The sequence below is a fragment of the Streptomyces bacillaris genome (genome assembly GCF_003268675.1).
Classification (GTDB): Bacteria; Actinomycetota; Actinomycetes; order Streptomycetales; family Streptomycetaceae; genus Streptomyces; species Streptomyces bacillaris.
This window is the reverse complement of the sequence record NZ_CP029378.1, coordinates 3,367,887-3,387,302: the sequence shown is the minus strand read 5'-3', so window position 1 is coordinate 3,387,302 and position 19,416 is coordinate 3,367,887. Positions and strand designations below refer to the sequence as shown.

Sequence of the window (19,416 nt, the reverse complement as noted above, 5' to 3'; positions counted from 1 at the left end):
CTAGAACGTGAGGGAAGTGTGGGGAGGGGGATTTCCTCGGTGTGTCACTGTAATTGGCGTGTTTAGTGTAAATGATTTTGAATATTTAGCTCATATGGCGACTATTCGGGCGCATTTGGGTTTGAATGATGGCCGAAATCTATTGCTGTCTCTTGTTTTCTATGTGCTGTTGCTGTGAAAGTCCTGCTAGCTTCCGTGCCCAGCTATGACCTTGGTCAACGGGTGGGGAGTTCTGCGTATGTTTTCGGGTGGGGGAGTCGGAACCGCACAGGTGGGAAGACGGGCGCGGCTGATAGCCGTGGCGCTGGCCGCGTTCCTCTTCGTGGGTCTGCTGGGCGGCCCGGTCGCGGCAGCAGCCGCCGAGCTGGACCTGCTGAAGCTGGAGAAGCCGGATCCGGTGCCGACCGCCGATGTGGCGAAGCACGTGCCGACGAAGCCCGATCAGACCGCTCGGCATCCGTGGAAGTCGCCCAAGGTGGCCTGGCCGGAGCCCGGCACCGAGACGCCCGCTCTCCGCGAGAACGGCACCCCGGTGCAGGCCGGTTCACTGCCCGTCAGCGTGGGCCGCACCGCACCGCAGACAGCGGCGTCCGCCAAGGCGTCGGCCCTGTCCTCCGCCTCCGGAAGGGCCCGGGCGACCGGCCCGCAGAAGGTCCAGGTCCAGGTGCTGGACCGGGCCACCACCGAGTCGCTCGGCGTCGAAGGTGTCGTGCTCGCCCTGCGGCCAACTGCTTGGACTGGAGGCCGCGTTGACGTCGAGGTCGATTACTCCGGCTTCCGTGACGCCTACGGCGGCGACTGGGCCTCCCGCCTCACCCTGAAGACGCTTCCCGCCTGCGCACTGACCACGCCGGGCAAGGCGGGCTGTGCCACTGGCGAGTCGCTCAGCACCGAGAACGACACGGCCGGGAACACGCTCAAGGCCACGGTCGCCCTGCCCGAGGCCGATCCGGCGACGGCCGGGGACACACCCCCCGTCACGCGGTCGGCAGGAGCCCAGGCGGTCCCCGCGGTCCGGGCGGTCTCCGGCGGCACCGTGCTCCTGGCAGCGACCGCCGCCGCGGCGGGCCCCTCCGGCAACTTCACGGCCACGTCCCTCTCGCCGTCCGCCTCCTGGTCCGCCGGTGGCTCGAACGGCGGCTTCTCCTGGACGTACCCGATCGACACTCCGGACGTCGCCGGCAGCGCCGTCCCGGAGCTGAAGCTGGGCTACTCCTCCCAGTCGGTCGACGGACGTACGGCGTCGACGAACAACCAGGCCAACGGGGTGGGCGACGGCTGGTCGATGGAGCCGGGCTACATCGAGCGCCAGTACGTCTCCTGCACGGACGACACCAAGAACAGCACGACCACGGCGAAGGTCGGGGACCTGTGCTGGAAGAAGGACAACGCCGTCATCAACCTCGGCGGCCTGTCCAACACCCTGATCAAGGACGACACCAGCGGCGAGTGGCGACTGGAGGGTGACGACGGCACCAAGGTCGTCAAGCTCACCAACTCCGCCCTGGCCAACGGCGACAACGACAACGAGTACTGGCGGGTGACGACCCCGGACGGTACGCGCTACTACTTCGGCTACAACCGGCCGCAGGGCTGGGCCGCGGGCAAGGCGGAGACCAACTCCGCCTGGACGGTGCCCGTCTTCGGCAACCAGACCGGCGAGCCGTGCTACGCGGCCGCCTTCAAGGACGCCTGGTGCCAGCAGGCCTGGCGGTGGAACCTGGACGCCGTCGTCGACGTGCACGGCGACGCCATGACGTACTACTGGGAGAAGGAGACCAACCACTACGGCCGCAACGTCAACCCGAGCACCGGTGCCTCCACCGCCACGCCCTACATCCGCGGCGGATACCTCAAGCGGATCGAATACGGCCTGCGCGGAACCGACTTCTACGGTCAGCCGGCCGCCAAGGTCGAGTTCACCAGCAGCGAGCGCTGCCTGAGCGACTGCGGAACGTTCGACAAGGCCAAGGCGAAGAACTGGCCCGACGTCCCGTTCGACCGCTACTGCGCCCCGGGCACGGAGTGCAAGGACCGCTACTCGCCGTCGTTCTGGAGCCGTAAGCGCCTGACGAAGATCGACACGTCGGTCCTCGTCGGCACGGCCTTCAAGCCGGTCGACACCTGGGCCTTCACCCACCAGTTCCCCGCGACGGGCGACGGCAGCGACCCGGCCCTGTGGCTCGCGTCGATCACGCGCACCGGTCATGGCGGCACCGGCTCCGTGACCCTCCCCGCGGTGACCTTCCTGGGGCAGACGCTGCCGAACCGGGTGGAGGGTGCCACCACCGGCGGCGCCCCGGACCCGGTGCCGCCGTTCTGGCGCCACCGCGTCTACGGGATCAACACCGAGACCGGCGGGCGGATCGGCGTCACCTACTCGCCGGCCGACTGCACGGCGAACAGTGTCCCCACCCCATCGTCGAACACCCGGCGCTGTTACCCGGTGAAGTGGTCCCCGCCGGAGGCTCCGGGCGCGAACTACGAGCCGTATCTCGACTGGTTCCACTCCTACGTCGTCACCCAGGTCCTGGAGACCGACCTCACCGGCGGGGCGCCCGTCAAGCAGACGGACTACGCGTACCTGGACGGCATGGCCTGGGCCAAGGCGAAGGACGACGAGTTCACCGACGCCGAGCACCTGACGTACGGGGACCGCAAGGGATACGGCCGCGTCCAGGTCCGCACCGGCGTGGCGCCGGACAAGCGGACGCTGAAGGAGTTCCGCTACTTCCGCGGTATCGACGGGGCCTCGGTCAAGGACACCGAGGGCGTCGCCGTCACCGACCGCGAAGCCTTCGCCGGCATGACCCGTGAGGAAGCCACCTACAACGGCGACGGCGGCAAACTGGAGACCACGACCAGCTACGAGCCGTGGCGCTCGTCCGCGACCGCCACCGAGACCCGGGCCGAAGGGCTGCCCGCCCTCCACGCGTACGCCACGGGCGGGAAGAGCGAGCAGACCCGCACCACCGTCGGAGCGGGCTGGCGCACCACCCGCCTGGAGCGGACCTTCGACCCGGTCGGCCAGGTGCTGACCGAGTCCTCGCTCGGCGACACCGCGAAGTCGGGCGACGAGGAGTGCACCACCAACACCTACGTCCGCAACACCTCGCTCAACATCCTCACCACGATCGCCGAGTCCCGGACCGTGGCCAAGCCCTGCGGCACCACGCCGACCCTTCCGGCGGACCTGGTCTCGACCGCGCGCTACTACTACGACGGCGCGACCGGCCTGACCACCCCGCCCGTGCGGGGCGATGTGACGCGCCTGGACGAGCAGGACGCCCAGGGCACCGGGTACCTCACCACCGCGACCCACACCTACGACCAGCACGGCCGGGAGAAGACCTCGACCGACGCCCTGCAGGTCACCACCGCGCGGACCGACTACACCCCGGCCACCCTTCAGGCACCGACCACGGTCACCGTGACCAACGCGAAGAACCACGTGACCACCACGACGCACGACCCGGTACGGGGCGTGGTCACCGCCGCGGTGGACGCCAACGGCAAGCGCACCGACGCCGACCACGACGGCCTGGGCCGGGTCGTGAAGGTGTGGGAGCCGGGCTGGGCCAAGGCTGCCAACCCGGCCAAGCCCTCCGCCGAGTACAGCTACCGGATCTCCAAGTCCGAGACCAACGCCGTCACCACCAGGACCCTGAAGCAGAACGGCGAGTACCGCACCACCTACGCGCTCTACGACGGCCTGCTGCGCGAGCGCCAGACGCAGGCCCCTGCCGTCGGCACGCAGAACCGGGTCATGACGGAGACGCACTACGACACCCACGGCCGGCCGTGGCAGACGTACGCCCCCTACTACGCGGACGGCGCACCGTCGGCGACGCTGACGTCGGCAGCGGTGAACACGGTCCCGACCGCGACACAGAGCCTCTTCGACGGAGTGGGCCGCGTCACGGATGCCCTGTCCGTGAAGTTCGGTGACGAACAGTGGCGGACGAAGACGGTCTACGAGGGTGACCGCACCACGGTCATCCCGCCGAAGGGCGGCACGGCCACCACGACGGTGACGGACGCCCGCGGACGCACGACCGACCTTCTGCAGTACACGAACGCGGCACGTACGACGTCGGAGAAGACGAGCTACGCGTACGGCAAGTACGACGAGCCGTCCTCGGTCACCGACCCCGACGGAAACACATGGTCCTACACCTTCGACAGCCGGGGCCAGAAGACCACGACGGTCGACCCGGACAAGGGCACTACGCTCACCGAGTACGACGACCTCGGCCGCGCCGTCACCACGACGGACGCCCGCGGTGTCGTGCTCACCACCAGCTACGACGAACTCGGCCGCAAGGACGAGGTCAAGCAGGGCGCCACACTCCTGTCCAAGTGGACCTACGACACCCTCGCCAAGGGGCAGCTGACCAAGAGCACGCGGTACGTCGACGGGGCCGAGTACACCAACGCGACCGGCGGCTTCAACGACCGCTACCAGCCCACGTCGACCACCACCACGGTCCCGTCCGCGGCGGGCGGCCTGGCGGGTACGTACACCTGGACGTACGGCTACGACGCGCGGACCGGGGCCCTGCTCTGGACACGCAACCCGGCTGTCGGTGACATCCAGGCCGAGTTCGTGGTGACCAACTACAACAGCGACGACCTGCCGTTCCGCACCAGCGGACAGTACGACTCCCTGGTCGCCAACACGCTCTACGACGTCTTCTCCCGTCCCACGCGCCTGGAGTTCAGCGCCAGCCTCGGCAAGAAGGTCTACAAGACCCTCCTCTACGACGAGCACACCGGTCAGGTGACCCGGCAGACCACCGACCGGGACGTCGCCCCGAAGCGGGTCGACGACACCACGTACGCCTACGACCCGGCGGGCAACGTCACCGGCGTGACCAACGTCAGCGGCCAGGACGCGCAGAAGTCCACCGACACCCAGTGCTTCACCACCGACCTGCTGGGCCGGCTGAGCGAGGCATGGACGGCGAAGACCGACTGCTCCGCGGCTCCTTCGGCGTCCACGGTCGGCGGTCCGGACGCGTACTGGCACAGCTACGACTACGACAGGACCGGCAACCGTTCGAAGCAGGTCGAGCACGCCACCACGGCCGGTGGCGCCGACGCCACGACCACCTACACGCACCCGTCCCCGGGGGCGAAGCGTCCCCACGCGGTGCAGCAGGTATCGGTCACCGGCGGCCCGGCCGACGGACGTACCAGCACCTTCGAGTACGACGACGCCGGGAACACCACCAAGCGGACCGTCGGCACCACCGTCCAGGACCTGACCTGGACCCCCGAAGGGCAGCTCGCCACCCTCACCGAGGCGGGCAAGCAGACCGGCTACACCTATGACGCCGACGGCAACCGGATCATCGCGAAGAACGGGGACGGCTCCAGCACCCTGACGCTCCCCAACGGTGACCAGGTGCAGCTCGCGGCGAACGGCGCGAAGACGGCGACGCGTTACTACACCCACCTCGGGGACACGGTCGCGGTCCGCAGCGGGAACTCCGTCTCCTACCTGATCAACGACCACCAGGGCACGGCCATGACGGCCATCGCGGCGGGCGGCCTGGCCCTGACCCGAAGGAAGCAACTCCCCTTCGGCCAGCTCCGCTCCGCCCAGTCCCCGGTCTTCGGCCCCCGCGGCTTCGTCGGCGGAACCAACGACCCCACCGGCCTGACCCACCTGGGCGCCCGCGAGTACGACCCCGTCCTGGGCCGCTTCATCTCCGTCGACCCGATCATCGACTTCGACGACCCGGCCCAGATGAACGCCTACAGCTACGCCCACAACAGCCCGCTCACCAAGTCCGACCCGACGGGCCTGCGCCCCGACCACACGGTGGGCAACGCCAAGGGCGACGAACGCTGGGCCTCCGACCGGGGCATGTACGCCGGCTACACCCTCAGGAACGGCAAATGGGTCTGGAAGGAAACTCCGAAACGGGGCACCGAGGCCAAGAAGCGCTACAAGGCGTACAAGGCCAACCCCACCACCTACATGGTCAACGACAGCCACGCCAAGAAGCGCTCGGCCGACATCAAGGCGGGGGCGAAGAAGGCTGCGGACGCTGCTGCGGCCAAGCGGGCGAAGGCAGCTGCCGAGAAGCAGCGCAAAGAAGACGGCATCTTCGGCAATATCATGAAGGGAAGATGGGGCGATGCGGCTGCGAACCTGAAAGAGGCGGGGCCGGTTCGCTGGGTCGCGGAGAATGCAGACACCATAAAGCTGGTCGTAGGGTCTGCTGCCTTTGCTGTGTGTATCGTTGCCTCCGCCGGGGCCTGTCTGATCGCAGGAGGCGTCGTTATCGCCGCTGGAATTGCTGTGGATGCTGCGGCGGGTGCGGAAATGGGTGGCGAATATTGGAAAGCGACAGCGGTGACAGCCGGTATCACGCTTGCTGGCGGAGCCGTCGGAAGGTTTGCTTCAGGTGGCGGGAAGTGGAGTCAGGGCGGTTGGTTCAAGTCGCCTAAGATGACGAGAAGAGGTCCGACCCATGCGGTGGGTAGGTCCAGCCATGCCCGACGGACTGATGTGGGTCCGACTGCCAACGCCTACGTCCAGAATGCCTTTCTCACTGGAATGAGCTGTGGCGCTCCGGCCAAGAGCACGATAAATGCGGGGTACTGTCCGTGAACTCCACGCGAAGTGGAAGACGAGGTCTCTTTGTCAGGCACAGGAAGGATGGGTCGATTCAGCTGAGGCGGAAGGGGACGGTGATGTTCGCTTGGGCGGCGATCATTCTCCTCGGTCCCTTCCTGGCCCTCTTCGGTCTCGCGGAAGTCGAGAAAAGCGGATTCCGGGGAATCGGTATTCATCTGGCAGCCGGAATAATTTTCGCCACCATTGCTCGTGGAGCCATCGGGTGTAAAATTGTCCTCGATCCGAACGGGTCGGTGCGAGATGTAGGGCCTGTCGTGGAGAAGATTTTTCCCGGCGGTGAATCTCTGTCGGTAAAGTGCGAGAACAATGGATTGATGATCGTCCATTCGGGCCGGGAATATGGTGTGTGGTCGTTCTCGCAGAGCGCGATAGGCGGTAGATCGGCCCGAAGTGCGCGAGGTTTCATCGATTCCTGGCTGAAAGAGGGCGGCAGGCAGATTTCGGAACGCGCCAGCAGTGTTGAGCGGAGGGTATATCTGAGGCCGACAGATGTGGTTCTGTTGGTCCCCTTCGCTGTGCCACTGCTCATGCGGCTTTGAAGTGCTGCTCAGGGCGGCCCGTCGCGTTTCCGGTGGGCCGCCACGTTGCGCCCCGGCGCCTCGGTCGCGTCACTCGGAATGGCAGAGCAGTGAAGGTAGGGACCAAGCTGCCGCACAGTACCGTTCGAAGCCCGCGCCGCACCAAGGTAGGGGCTCTCTTTCGCTCTTGCGTATGGAGCGGTCGTTGACGGGAATCGAGAGAAGCGTGGACAGGATTAGGCTTAGGGAATGAGGAATCCATTCACCAAGTCTGTCGTGCTGTTCCTTCCCTTCGTTCCCTTAATAATCCTGGTTTCATTGTGGGCTAGAGGTGTTGGGGGATGGTGCGAAGTTTTCATTCCGCCGACATTTGCCTTGGGGTCAGCAGTTCTGGTCGGCCGATTCGTGAGGCGTAAACGAACGGAGTGGCTGAAAGGCTCTTTCCTCGGTGGTCCGTCGGTCTATCCGACGGACCACCGAGGAGGCAATCGGGAACACCACCAAGCGGACCGTCGGCACCACCGTCCAGGACCTGACCTGGACCCCCGAAGGGCAGCTCGCCACCCTCACCGAGGCGGGCAAGCAGACCGGCTACACCTATGACGCCGACGGCAACCGGATCATCGCGAAGAACGGGGACGGCTCCAGCACCCTGACGCTCCCCAACGGTGACCAGGTGCAGCTCGCGGCGAACGGCGCGAAGACGGCGACGCGTTACTACACCCACCTCGGGGACACGGTCGCGGTCCGCAGCGGGAACTCCGTCTCCTACCTGATCAACGACCACCAGGGCACGGCCATGACGGCCATCGCGGCGGGCGGCCTGGCCCTGACCCGAAGGAAGCAACTCCCCTTCGGCCAGCTCCGCTCCGCCCAGTCCCCGGTCTTCGGCCCCCGCGGCTTCGTCGGCGGAACCAACGACCCCACCGGCCTGACCCACCTGGGCGCCCGCGAGTACGACCCCGTCCTGGGCCGCTTCATCTCCGTCGACCCGATCATCGACTTCGACGACCCGGCCCAGATGAACGCCTACAGCTACGCCCACAACAGCCCGCTCTACACCCTCAAGAACGGCAAATGGGTCTGGAAGGAAACCCCGAAACGGGGCACCGAGGCCAAGAAGCGCTACACGGCATACAAGGCCAACCCCACCACCTACATGGTCAACGACAGCCACGCCAAGAAGCGCTCGGCCGACATCAAGGCAGGGGCGAAGAAGGCCGCAGACCAGGCTGCCGCCAGGAAAGCCGCAGATGAGCGTCGAAAAGCTGATGCGGAACGCCGAAAGAAGAATGATATATGGGGGAGTATCAGCAGCGGCCTGAACAATGTTGGGCAATTCCTTAACGCGCACCGCACAACGATAATATCTGTCGCAGCGATATTCGTTCCCGCGTTGATCCCCGTAGCTATGAGCTCGTAACACGATCTTGATGAACGGTCCTGGTCGGCCGTGACCGGTGTGACGATTCGGCCGTTCGGGATAACGTGAGTACCCGGCCGTGGATCGTGGACGATGACCTGTGGGCGCTGATCGAGCCTCTGCTGCCGCCCTGGCCCAAGAAGGCTCCCGGCCCGCGACCGGTTTCGGACCGGCAGTGCCTGCAGGGCATCCTGTACGTGCTGCACAACGACATCGCCTGGCAACTGCTGCCGATGGAGCTGGGATTCGGCTCGGGCCAGACCTGCTGGCGGCGGCTGGATCGGTGGCAGAAGGCCGGGGCCTTCGACCGGCTGCACCGGATCCTGCTCGCCGAGCTGAACGCGGCCGACGAGCTGGACTGGTCCAGAGCGTGCGTCGACGGCTCCCATGTCCGCGCGAAAAAGGGGGCGCCGACACCGGTCCGTCGCCGGTCGACCGGCGGAAGACGGGCAGCAAACACCATCTGATCTGCGACGGACGCGGCACCCCGCTGAAGGTCATCACGACCGCGGCCAACGTCAACGACGTCACCCAGACCCTCGCCCTGGTCGACGGCATCCCGCCCGTCGCCGGACGCCCGGGCCGGCCCCGCCGACGCCCCGAAGCCCTGCTCGGTGACAAGGGCTACGACTCCGCCCCCCACCGCCGCGAACTCCGCAAGCGCCGGATCCTGCCAGTGATCTCCCGCAGAGGCGCCCCGAACATCGAGGGTCTGGGCAGGCTCCGCTACGTCGTGGAGCAGACCTTCGCCCTGCTCCACCAGTTCAAACGCCTCGCGGTCCGCTGGGAACGCCGCACGGAACTCCACGACGCCTTCGTCTCCCTCGCCTGCAGTCTCATCTGCTGGAGGCGTCTCAAGAAGATCGAATCGTGACTTGTGCTGCAATTCTAGGAGTTACGAATCACGATTGAGTTGGCGTATGACGCGAGATCGTGGACCCAAACCTGCAGACGCCGTCTCCTGAGCATGTCCAAGAGAGGAAGGGTGTGTCGGTAGGTCGCTGACCAGGTGATGTTGGTGCCGCCATGGGGGGCTCGGGCCAGATCCACAGACCCTTGATGAGACGTGAACAGCCCTGCGGACTGTTCGTAGCTGAACCGCTGGTCGGGAACCATCTCGACGACGCGCTCGCGGCAGCACGTACGTCCAGCGGAGGAACGGATGGTGCGCAGGTCGCCCACGCGTGCCGGTCGGTCGACTCCCGCAGGCACATCCCACTCGACGTCGGCATAGGGGGACCACAACGGCCAGGATTCTGCGTCCAGGAGCGCCGCGTAGATGATGGCGGCAGACGCCGATGAGTGCGAAGAAGCAGTAACAGTGAGGGACGTCATCCCAGTAACGGTAGACCGTGCCTCACCATGATCGTGTTACGAGCTCTATGGCAAGTGCGGCAGTGGATGCCTATTCCGACTTTTCCAAGGGTGATTGGGTCGGCGGCTCGCTGAACATTGTGGGAGTCGCCGGGGGTGGTGTGGCACTGAAGGCGGCCAGGGTTGTGTATCGGGGCGCCTCGGCCAGGAGTGCTCTGGGGGCCGTGAATCGCCCATCATCCGGACTGGGAAGAAGTCAGTTCCATAAGTTGCGTTCGGGCCTTGGCAGGACTGTCGAGGCAGGGGCGAGGGCAGGACAGTATGATCAAATCAACACGGGTGCAGGTGTGGCGGCCACCTTTGCCTATGAGGCGCGGGCGTGGAGGGCAAATTGTGGGCTAATGCCTAATGGGTGTTGAGGGAGGGGTTCATGGTGGGTTATATCGGGGTGTCCGTACTGGCCATCGGAGGGGTCGGTCTGATGGTCTCGACAAAGGGGCGGCGTGGCTGGTACAACTGGACGCGAGGTCAGAAAATCGGGGCATCGGTAAGTGCGGGGCTTGTGGTGGTGGGATTGATCCTCATGGATATGGACTCATGACCTCTCGGTGCTAATCAGTCGAACTGAGAGGGCGTCGATCTTTCGGGCTCCGCGTTAATCCGGCGTTCGCTCACTGGAATGAACTGTCGTCAAATTTTGGAGAGGCCCGGCGATAGGTTCGCCGGGCCTCTCCATACGCGTACTGGCTCAGCTGCAGCGTCTTGGGCCGCTTCATCTCCGTCGACCCGATCATCGACTTCGACGACCCGGCCCAGATGAACGCCTACAGCTACGCCCACAACAGCCCGCTCACCAAGTCCGACCCGACGGGCCTGCGCCCCGACCACACGGTGGGCAACGCCAAGGGCGACGAACGCTGGGCCTCCGACCGGGGCATGTACGCCGGCTGCACCCTCAGGAACGGCAAGTGGGTGTGGAAGGAAACCCCGAAGCGGAGCACCGAGGCCAAGAAGCGCTACAAGGCGTACAAGGCCAACCCCACCACCTACATGGTCAACGACAGCCACGCCAAGAAGCGCTCGGCCGACATCAAGGCGGGGGCGAAGAAGGCTACGGACGCTGCTGCGGCCAAGCGGGCGAAGGCAGCTGCCGAGAAGCAGCGCAAAGAAGACGGCATCTTCGGCAAGATTATGAAGGGGCGCTGGGGTGCTGCTTGGGGAAATTCCAAGAGCTGGGTATCGAGCAACTGGGACAACATTCAAACGGGTCTGACAATCGTGGCGTTCGGCGTATGCGTAGTTGCCTCTGCTGGGGCCTGTATAGCGGTGGGGGCCGGTATAGCGGCAGCGAAATTTCGAGTCAACTGGGGCATCACCGGAGAAGCCGACTGGTCTGCTTTCGGGAAGGACCTTGCCTGGACGGCGGTTGGGGGTGGGACCGCAGCTGCGTTTGGCCGGGCAGTTGGAGGAGCGTCTACGTGGCGATCTGCCTACAGCTCCACGGCGATAGCCAGGGTCCCTGCGGCTACCAAGATGAAGGTGCCTGGCGTCAGGGGTGTGGGAGGCGGCAAGAGGTCATGGACGAGTGCGACAACCCCTAGGAGCGGTGTGGACTGGGGAGCCACCTATGGAAATACGGGTGTGAACGCGGCCTTCAACGTGGGATTCTGTGGGGCTGGCAACGCGAGTCTTGGGTCGTACGCTAGCGGCTGCTGACGCGATGGCTGGTGACGGGAGGGGGCAGGCCCCTCCCGTCTTGATCAATTCAAACTGGAAGATTTCGGGGTGAATAATTGAAGAATCGCTGTATTGTTCTGCGTAGGGTGTCCATGGCCGTAAGAGCTCGTAACACGATCATGGTGAGGCACGGTCTACCGTTACTGGGATGACGTCCCTCACTGTTACTGCTTCTTCGCACTCATCGGCGTCTGCCGCCATCATCTACGCGGCGCTCCTGGACGCAGAATCCTGGCCGTTGTGGTCCCCCTATGCCGACGTCGAGTGGGATGTGCCTGCGGGAGTCGACCGACCGGCACGCGTGGGCGACCTGCGCACCATCCGTTCCTCCGCTGGACGTACGTGCTGCCGCGAGCGCGTCGTCGAGATGGTTCCCGACCAGCGGTTCAGCTACGAACAGTCCGCAGGGCTGTTCACGTCTCATCAAGGGTCTGTGGATCTGGCCCGAGCCCCCCATGGCGGCACCAACATCACCTGGTCAGCGACCTACCGACACACCCTTCCTCTCTTGGACATGCTCAGGAGACGGCGTCTGCAGGTTTGGGTCCACGATCTCGCGTCATACGCCAACTCAATCGTGATTCGTAACTCCTAGAATTGCAGCACAAGTCACGATTCGATCTTCTTGAGACGCCTCCAGCAGATGAGACTGCAGGCGAGGGAGACGAAGGCGTCGTGGAGTTCCGTGCGGCGTTCCCAGCGGACCGCGAGGCGTTTGAACTGGTGGAGCAGGGCGAAGGTCTGCTCCACGACGTAGCGGAGCCTGCCCAGACCCTCGATGTTCGGGGCGCCTCTGCGGGAGATCACTGGCAGGATCCGGCGCTTGCGGAGTTCGCGGCGGTGGGGGGCGGAGTCGTAGCCCTTGTCACCGAGCAGGGCTTCGGGGCGTCGGCGGGGCCGGCCCGGGCGTCCGGCGACGGGCGGGATGCCGTCGACCAGGGCGAGGGTCTGGGTGACGTCGTTGACGTTGGCCGCGGTCGTGATGACCTTCAGCGGGGTGCCGCGTCCGTCGCAGATCAGATGGTGTTTGCTGCCCGTCTTCCGCCGGTCGACCGGCGACGGACCGGTGTCGGCGCCCCCTTTTTCGCGCGGACATGGGAGCCGTCGACGCACGCTCTGGACCAGTCCAGCTCGTCGGCCGCGTTCAGCTCGGCGAGCAGGATCCGGTGCAGCCGGTCGAAGGCCCCGGCCTTCTGCCACCGATCCAGCCGCCGCCAGCAGGTCTGGCCCGAGCCGAATCCCAGCTCCATCGGCAGCAGTTGCCAGGCGATGTCGTTGTGCAGCACGTACAGGATGCCCTGCAGGCACTGCCGGTCCGAAACCGGTCGCGGGCCGGGAGCCTTCTTGGGCCAGGGCGGCAGCAGAGGCTCGATCAGCGCCCACAGGTCATCGTCCACGATCCACGGCCGGGTACTCACGTTATCCCGAACGGCCGAATCGTCACACCGGTCACGGCCGACCAGGACCGTTCATCAAGATCGTGTTACGAGCTCTAATCACCTGGTTCTTCTCGTGCCTTCTCAGTTTGATCGCGTTCATCGCCCTCGGTTCCCTCTCGCAGGGTTTCGATATTGATGCCCTTGGTGTCGCTGCTGTTTGTCTCGCAGTTACCGCTCTGATCATCCGAGTTGGGCGTTCGCGGATAATTCTTACCGACCTGAATGTCGTGGTCATTAATCCTGTATTTATTTACATGGTTCCCTGTGCTGTCGTGCGTAATGTAGAAGAAGAGCACGTCTTGACCTTGGTGACTAATAGTAATGAGAGGATCCACTCTTCGGCGTTCGGATCTTCCTTGATTGACTTCCTTTTTCGTTCGACGGAGCGTGCGGCGATGGAGGTCGAGGCCCATGTCCGTAGGGTGAGCCGGAAGGGAACGGGCAACCCCGTAGTGGTGCGGCGCCTGGCCAGGTCATGGCTGGCGGATCTCTATTGTCTGGCTGCTCTTGCGTGTGCTGTAGCAGCCATATGGGGTGGAAATTCGTAAAAGCCGATGGTGAGTTGCTGGGAGGTAGGGTTATTCCTGTCAGTCTTGTTGAATGGCAGGGTGGAATCCTGGATCCCGTAACCTGGGCGCCGTGAATGCGACTCCCCGGGTCCTTGCCCTGCTGGACGACGTCTTGGCCTCCGCCGCCCCCGACCGGCGCGGGGCGTTGTGGCAGCTGGCCGAGGCGGGGCGGGAGTTGGATGCCAATCTGGTGCGGCTGCCTGCCGGTGCGGAGGTGGGGGAGCACCAGGAGGACGTGCTCGATGTGCTGCTCGTCGTGCTGGAGGGCGGGGGGCTCGTCCGGGTGGCGGGCGGGGAGTTGGTGTTGGGGCCGCGCTCTGTTCTCTGGCTGCCCAGGACTTCCCGGCGCGCTCTCGTCGCGGGGGCGGAGGGGCTCGTCTATCTCACCGTGCACCGTCGGCGGCCCGGTCTTGCCATCAAGGCGCCGGGCGGGCAGTCCGCGGACGAAGGGGGCGAAGGGCCCTGCATGCTGGACCGGGTCTGTGCGGAGTGCGGGCGGTTGTCCGAGGATCCCGCGCCCGTCTTCTGCAGCCGGTGCGGGGAGCGGTTTTCGGAGCGGTGAGGGTGGGCCGGCCGCCCGGGGCCGTGGAGGCGGTCCCGTGGCCACTGGTTCCGAAAGTCCGGCCCGGCCTGGCCCCGCAAGGGAGCGGTGAGGGTGGGGCGGCTGCCCGGTAGCGGTGAAGCCGGGCCCGCCCCGTACAACCGCCGCCGCTCAGTGGCCCTCGCACTCCGTCAGGTCCGGGCGGCCCGGTGGGGGCTTGTGGTCCAGGAGGGCGGAGAGGTTCTTCTCGTACATCTCGTCCCAGGTCCGGCCGCCCAGGATCGTGCGCAGCGCCGCGCACACCTCGCCCTTCAGGACCGGGGACTTGGGGCGCATCGCCACGCCGTAGCCCTCCGCGCCCTGGATGTTCTCCAGCCGCCGGACCTTCCCCGGGTTCGCCTTCTCGTAGCCCGCCAGGACGATGTCGTCCGAGGCGACCGCGTAGACGTCCGAGCGCACGTCGAGGAGTTGGTCCAGGCAGTCCTGGTACGTGTTGGGCTGGGACTCCGTCATCGTGAAGCCGCGTTTGGGCAGCTCCTTCTCGTACGTGGAGTCCCGTGCCGTACACACCTCGACGCCCAGGCGGCGCAGGTCGCTGGAGTCCCTGATCGTGTACTTGCTCGACTTCTCGCGGACCAGGAAGCTCCGGCTCGCCTCGTAGTAGGGGCCCGCGAAGTCGACGCTGTAGCCGCCGGGCGAGGCGGACTTGCGGTCGTCGGTGATGCTGTACGAGGCGATGACCAGGTCCACCTGCTTCGCTTTGAGAGCGGTGCTCCGGTAGTCGGTCGCGACCGTGGTGAAGGCGACCTCGTCCCGGCTGTACCCCATGTGCGCGGCGATCGCGTAGGCCAGGTCGATGTCGTAGCCGGTGTACGTTTCCGTCTTCTTGTCGTACTTGCTCAGGCCCGGCTGGTCGTCCTTGACGCCGATCTTCAGCTTGGGGTTCGCCTTCTTCCACGGCTCCGGCGCGGCGCTGCCGCCGGAGCCGGCCGTGGTGCTGCCGCTGCCCGTGCCGGTCTTCTCGTCGTCGCCGATGCCCTGCGCCACCAGCCACCCCGCCGTCCCCAGCAGGGCCACGCACACCACCGCCGTCGCCGCCCTCAGCCAGGGGCGGGGGCGCTTGCGGTGGGCGGCCGCCGGGACGGGCGGCCCCAGGGGCTCCGGTACGGGGGCGGGCGCGGGGGCGCGTACGGGGTCGGGCGCGGGTTCCGAAGGGGCCGTCGGCGGGGGGGTGGCCGCGCCGGGCCCGGGGGTGTGCGGGGCCGGAGGGTCGCCCAGCGCCTCCCGCAGCATCGCCTCCGCCGTCGCCGCGTCCAGGCGGTCGTCCGGGTCGGGGAAGAGGAGGCCCTGGATCACGGGGGCGAGCGGACCCGCGTACCGGATGGCAGGGTCGGGGGAGTGCCGGATGTTCTCCTGGACCTCCCACACCTCGCCCCCGGCGAAGGGGACCCGGCCCTCGACCATCTCGTACAGGGTGATGCCGAGTGCCCACAGGTCGGAGGCGGGGGTGGGGCCGGGGGAGCCGGGGGCGAAGAGTTCGGGCGCCAGATACGGGGGCGTGCCGATCACGCTGCCGGACCGGGTCACCTGCGTGGCGCCCTCGAACGTCGCGATCCCGAAGTCCACCAGGACCGCCCGGCCGTTGTCGTGGACCAGCACGTTGCCCGGCTTCACATCCCGGTGGACGACCGACGCCGCGTGCACCGCCCGCAGGCCCTGCAGGATCTGGAGGCCGATGTCCGCCGCCCTCGGTACGGCGAGCACCCGCTCGGCGCGCAACAGGTCGGCCAGGGAACGGGCTTCGAGGAGCTTCATCACGATCCAGACCTGGTTGTCGGTCTCGACCTGGTCGTGGACCGTCACCACGTTCTGGTGCTCGATCTTGGCGATCGCCTCCGCCTCCCGGCGTGCCCGCCGCATCGCGGCCGCCTGGGTGCCGGGCGTCATCGCGTTCCGGTCGAGCAGCCCCTTCACGGCGACGAAGCGCCGCAGCCGCCGGTCGTGGGCCTTCCACACCTCGCCCATGCCGCCGCTGCCGATCGGCTCCAGCAGCTCGTAGCGGCCGTCGATCACCAGGCGCGGGGTCGGGTGGGCGGCAGCGTGCGGGGAAGCGCCGCGCGGGGGTGTGGGGGGCCACTGCTGGGCGGATACGGAGTCCTCGGGGCCGGGCCCTGAGCCGCGGCCCCCGTGACCGCCGCTGCCCCAGCCGCCTGCGCCACCGCCCTGGACATCGTCGGCCCCGGCCCTGTCTTTGCCTTGCATGCGACCCCCTGTGCACTACATGGACCAGGCAAACAGTAGACGCTCCGTCAGCCCTGCACAGCTCTCCGCAGCGCTCACCAGGAGGGGATTTCGCGCGGGTCTCAGGAAGCCGCGCCGCCGTTGCTCTTCAGCAACTGCCCGTTGACCCACTGGCCTTGGGGCGAACACAGGAAATCCACCAGATGCGCGGTGTCCTGCGGGGTGCCGAGACGGCCGAGAGGGGTGCCTTGGGCCAGGGCCCGGCGCAGCTCGTCGTTCATCCAACCCGTGTCCACAGGGCCGGGGTTGACGACGTTGGCGGTCACCCCGAGGTGGGCCAGCTCGTGCGCGGCGGCCAGGGTGATGCGGTCCAGGGCGCCCTTGCTCGCGCCGTAGGGCAGGTTGCCGACGGTGTGGTCGCTGGTGAGCGCGACGACACGGCCCGCGGCCGCGTCCGGTTCGCCGCGGAAGCGGAGCCCGTACTCGCGGATGAGCAGCCAACTGGCCCGCGCGTTCACGGCGAAGTGCCGGTCGAACGCCTCCACGGTGGTGTCCAGCAGCCCCGAGTCCACCGACTCCGCGTGCGAGAGGACCAGCGCGGTGACCGGGCCGAGGCGCTGCTCCGCCTCGTCGAAGACGCGGGCGGGGGTGTCGGGGTCGGTGAGGTCCGCCTCGATCGCCGCCGTACGGGCTCCGGCACCCGCCAGCTCCTCCGCGATGGACGCGGCGGCCCCGTCCTCGGCGCCCCACTCCATGCGCAGGTCGTACGGCGTCCAGTAGGTGAAGGCGACGTCCCACCCGGAGGCCGCGAGCTGCCGGGCGATGCCCGCGCCGATCCCGATGGAGCGCCCGACGCCGGTGATGAGGGCGACGGGGCGGGGAGACTGCGAGTCCTGGACCTGGACCTGGACCTGGGCCGGGGCTGAGGCCGAGGTCGGGGCCGGGGGCGGTGCGGTCGGAGGCTGTTCTTCGGTCGTCACGCGGTCATCCTTCGGGGCCCGTACGGATGCGTCAATCGCTTTCCCGTCAGGCCGCCACACCCCCGCTGACCTGCGGCGACCCATCTTCCTGGTGGGTCGACCCGATCTTTGTGTTTCCCCGTGGCCCGCAGGCGCTCCTAGCGTGGACGACGGAAACTGCAACGAACGCAGACCAACGCCGCATATCGACCGCATGTCGGCATATCGACTGACTGTCGGCGTATGCGGCCGGAGAGAGGACCGTCACCATGAGCGAGCAGCAGCTGCTGAAGGGCAAGACCGCGGTCGTCGCCGGAGGGGCCAAGAACCTCGGCGGACTCATCAGCCGGAGCCTGGCCGAGGCCGGGGCCAACGTCGTCGTGCACTACCACGGGGAGAACACCGCCGCCGACGCCGAGAAGACGGCGGAGGCGGTACGGGGCGCGGGTGCCCAGGCCCTCGTCGTACGGGAGGACCTGACCCGGGTCGAGGGCGTACGCAGCCTCTTCGACCAGGCGCTGGACGCCTTCGGTGGGGTGGACGTGGCTGTGAACACCACCGGGATGGTCCTCCGCAAGCCGATCGCGGAGACGTCCGAGGAGGAGTACGACCGCATGTTCGCGATCAACTCCAAGGCGGCGTACTTCTTCCTCCAGGAGGCCGGTGCCCGGCTCAACGACGGCGGGCGGATCGTCAGCCTCGTGACCTCCCTGCTCGCCGCCTTCACCGACGGGTACGCCACCTACGCGGGCGCCAAGGCCCCGCTGGAGCACTTCACCCGGGCGGCGGCCAAGGAGTTCGCCCCGCGCGGGATCGCGGTGAACAATGTGGCCCCGGGGCCGATGGACACGCCGTTCTTCTACCCCCAGGAGACGCCGGAGCGCGTGGAGTTCCACAAGTCGCAGGCCATGGGCGGCCGGCTGACGGAGATCGAGGACATCGCGCCGCTGGTGAAGTTCCTGGTCACCGAGGGCGGTTGGATCACCGGGCAGACCATCTTCGCCAACGGCGGCTACACGGTCCGCTGACCCCGGCCGACCAGGCGTACGGGAGGAACGCGTGACCCTGGACCTGCACAAGCTGGAACACCTCGTCGCCGTGGCCGAGGAGGGCGGGTTCACCCGGGCGGCCGAACGGCTGCACCTCAGCCAGCAGGCGCTGAGCACCTCGATCCGCACCCTTGAGCGGTACGTCGGGGTCCAGCTCCTGGTCCGGGGCCACCAGCACGTCGCTCCCACCCCCGCCGGCCAGGCCCTCATCGACGACGCCCGCGCGCTCCAGGCCCAGGCCCACGCCGCCCTGGAGCGCACCCGGCGTATCGGCCGGGGCCAGGCCGGGCACCTGCGGATCGGGCACACTCCGGCGGTCACGGCGGAGGAGGTGGTGGACCTGCTGACCCGGGCCCGTACGGAGGAGCAGGGCATACAGGCCCACGTACGCCAGCTCTTCCCCGACGAGTTGCGCGACCAACTCCTCACCGGCGCCTGCGACCTGGGGCTCAGCCGGTCCATGCCCGCCGACCCGGGCCTCACCCGCGCCCGGATCGCCGAACACCGCCTCCGGGTCGCCGTCCCCGCCGGCCACCGGCTCGCCACCCGCCCGACTGTGGCCCTGGCGGACCTGAACGGGGAGCCGCTGACGGTGTGGGGCGAGTCCGGCTCGTCCGCGTACACGGACCTCCTGATCGGCCTGTGCCGCCAGGCGGGCGTGGAGCCCGACACCCGGCGCAACCCCGTGCAGGGCACCCCGCCCGTCACCGCCGTCAGCGCGACCGGCCGCATCGCCTTCGTGACCACCCCCGCGGGCCCGGCGGCGGGCGGCGCGGCCCACGTCATCGACCTGGACCCGCCGGTCCACGTACCGGTCCACGCCCTGTGGCCCGCGCACACGACCTGCCGGGACCGGGATGTGTTCCTCAGCCGGGCGGGGGAGCTTCTGGGTGGGGGCGGTATGTGACGTGCGGTATGTGACGTGCTGAGCCCAGAAGTTCCCTTTATGGGTCGATAAGAAGAAGGTGGCTATCGGG

At 67.3% G+C, this 19,416-nt stretch carries 14 protein-coding genes; 9 read left to right on the top strand and 5 right to left on the bottom strand.

Annotated features, from left to right (window positions below):
• The first annotated feature begins 271 nt into the window (after nt 1-271).
• From DJ476_RS14345 to DJ476_RS14335, 4 genes are all read left to right on the top strand, one after another.
• The gene (locus tag DJ476_RS14345; protein WP_318294686.1) at nt 272-6,622 is read left to right on the top strand and encodes an RHS repeat domain-containing protein; all 6,351 of its coding nucleotides are present in this window, start codon (nt 272-274) and stop codon (nt 6,620-6,622) included.
• An 83-nt stretch (nt 6,623-6,705) separates the two neighbouring features.
• On the top strand, nt 6,706-7,188 hold the full coding sequence (locus DJ476_RS34475; RefSeq protein ID WP_162638697.1) for a hypothetical protein: 483 nt from the start codon (nt 6,706-6,708) through the stop codon (nt 7,186-7,188).
• Nucleotides 7,189-7,615: 427 nt separating this feature from the next.
• A complete protein-coding gene (locus DJ476_RS14340; RefSeq protein ID WP_112490693.1) occupies nt 7,616-8,590 on the top strand; it encodes an RHS repeat-associated core domain-containing protein in 975 nt (324 codons plus the stop codon).
• 83 nt (nt 8,591-8,673) lie between these two features.
• A protein-coding gene (locus DJ476_RS14335; RefSeq protein WP_404827590.1) for an IS5 family transposase occupies nt 8,674-9,464 on the top strand; the annotation gives its coding sequence in 2 pieces (ribosomal slippage) (nt 8,674-8,988 and nt 8,991-9,464; 789 coding nt in all).
• A 14-nt stretch (nt 9,465-9,478) separates the two neighbouring features.
• Here the strand turns inward: DJ476_RS14335 and DJ476_RS14330 are convergent.
• Nucleotides 9,479-9,925 carry an SRPBCC family protein gene (locus tag DJ476_RS14330; protein WP_112490690.1) on the bottom strand — a complete coding sequence of 149 codons (447 nt, stop codon included), beginning with the start codon at nt 9,923-9,925 and terminating at the stop codon, nt 9,479-9,481.
• Nucleotides 9,926-10,666: 741 nt separating this feature from the next.
• Between DJ476_RS14330 and DJ476_RS34470 the strand changes: the two genes are divergently transcribed.
• A complete protein-coding gene (locus DJ476_RS34470; protein WP_162638695.1) occupies nt 10,667-11,620 on the top strand; it encodes an RHS repeat-associated core domain-containing protein in 954 nt (317 codons plus the stop codon).
• A gap of 169 nt (nt 11,621-11,789) precedes the next feature.
• Nucleotides 11,790-12,236, top strand: coding sequence for an SRPBCC family protein (locus tag DJ476_RS14315; RefSeq protein WP_112490690.1), 447 nt, complete (start codon nt 11,790-11,792; stop codon nt 12,234-12,236).
• Nucleotides 12,237-12,250: 14 nt separating this feature from the next.
• Here the strand turns inward: DJ476_RS14315 and DJ476_RS14310 are convergent.
• Together DJ476_RS14310 and DJ476_RS34465 are read right to left on the bottom strand one after the other, a co-directional pair.
• Nucleotides 12,251-13,041, bottom strand: a protein-coding gene (locus DJ476_RS14310; RefSeq protein ID WP_404827590.1) for an IS5 family transposase whose coding sequence is annotated in 2 segments (ribosomal slippage) — nt 12,251-12,724 and nt 12,727-13,041 — 789 coding nt in all. Because the reading frame shifts where the segments join, the coding sequence is not laid out codon by codon here.
• 92 nt (nt 13,042-13,133) lie between these two features.
• Entirely contained in the window at nt 13,134-13,493 is a 360-nt protein-coding gene (locus tag DJ476_RS34465; protein ID WP_162638693.1) for a hypothetical protein, read from the bottom strand.
• A 226-nt stretch (nt 13,494-13,719) separates the two neighbouring features.
• On the opposite strand from DJ476_RS34465, the gene DJ476_RS14305 reads away from it, so the two are divergent.
• On the top strand, nt 13,720-14,211 hold the full coding sequence (locus DJ476_RS14305; protein WP_112490689.1) for a hypothetical protein: 492 nt from the start codon (nt 13,720-13,722) through the stop codon (nt 14,209-14,211).
• Between the two features lie 150 nt (nt 14,212-14,361).
• On the opposite strand, the gene DJ476_RS14300 is transcribed toward DJ476_RS14305, so the two are convergent.
• Together DJ476_RS14300 and DJ476_RS14295 are read right to left on the bottom strand one after the other, a co-directional pair.
• A complete protein-coding gene (locus DJ476_RS14300; protein WP_404827510.1) occupies nt 14,362-16,452 on the bottom strand; it encodes a serine/threonine-protein kinase in 2,091 nt (696 codons plus the stop codon).
• A 101-nt stretch (nt 16,453-16,553) separates the two neighbouring features.
• A complete protein-coding gene (locus tag DJ476_RS14295; RefSeq protein WP_112490687.1) occupies nt 16,554-17,411 on the bottom strand; it encodes an SDR family oxidoreductase in 858 nt (285 codons plus the stop codon).
• 248 nt (nt 17,412-17,659) lie between these two features.
• Between DJ476_RS14295 and DJ476_RS14290 the strand changes: the two genes are divergently transcribed.
• Nucleotides 17,660-18,418 carry an SDR family oxidoreductase gene (locus DJ476_RS14290; protein ID WP_112490686.1) on the top strand — a complete coding sequence of 253 codons (759 nt, stop codon included), beginning with the start codon at nt 17,660-17,662 and terminating at the stop codon, nt 18,416-18,418.
• A gap of 31 nt (nt 18,419-18,449) precedes the next feature.
• Nucleotides 18,450-19,346 (top strand): LysR family transcriptional regulator, encoded by an 897-nt coding sequence (locus tag DJ476_RS14285; protein WP_112490685.1) that lies wholly within the window; start codon nt 18,450-18,452, stop codon nt 19,344-19,346.
• Nucleotides 19,347-19,416: the final 70 nt, after the last annotated feature.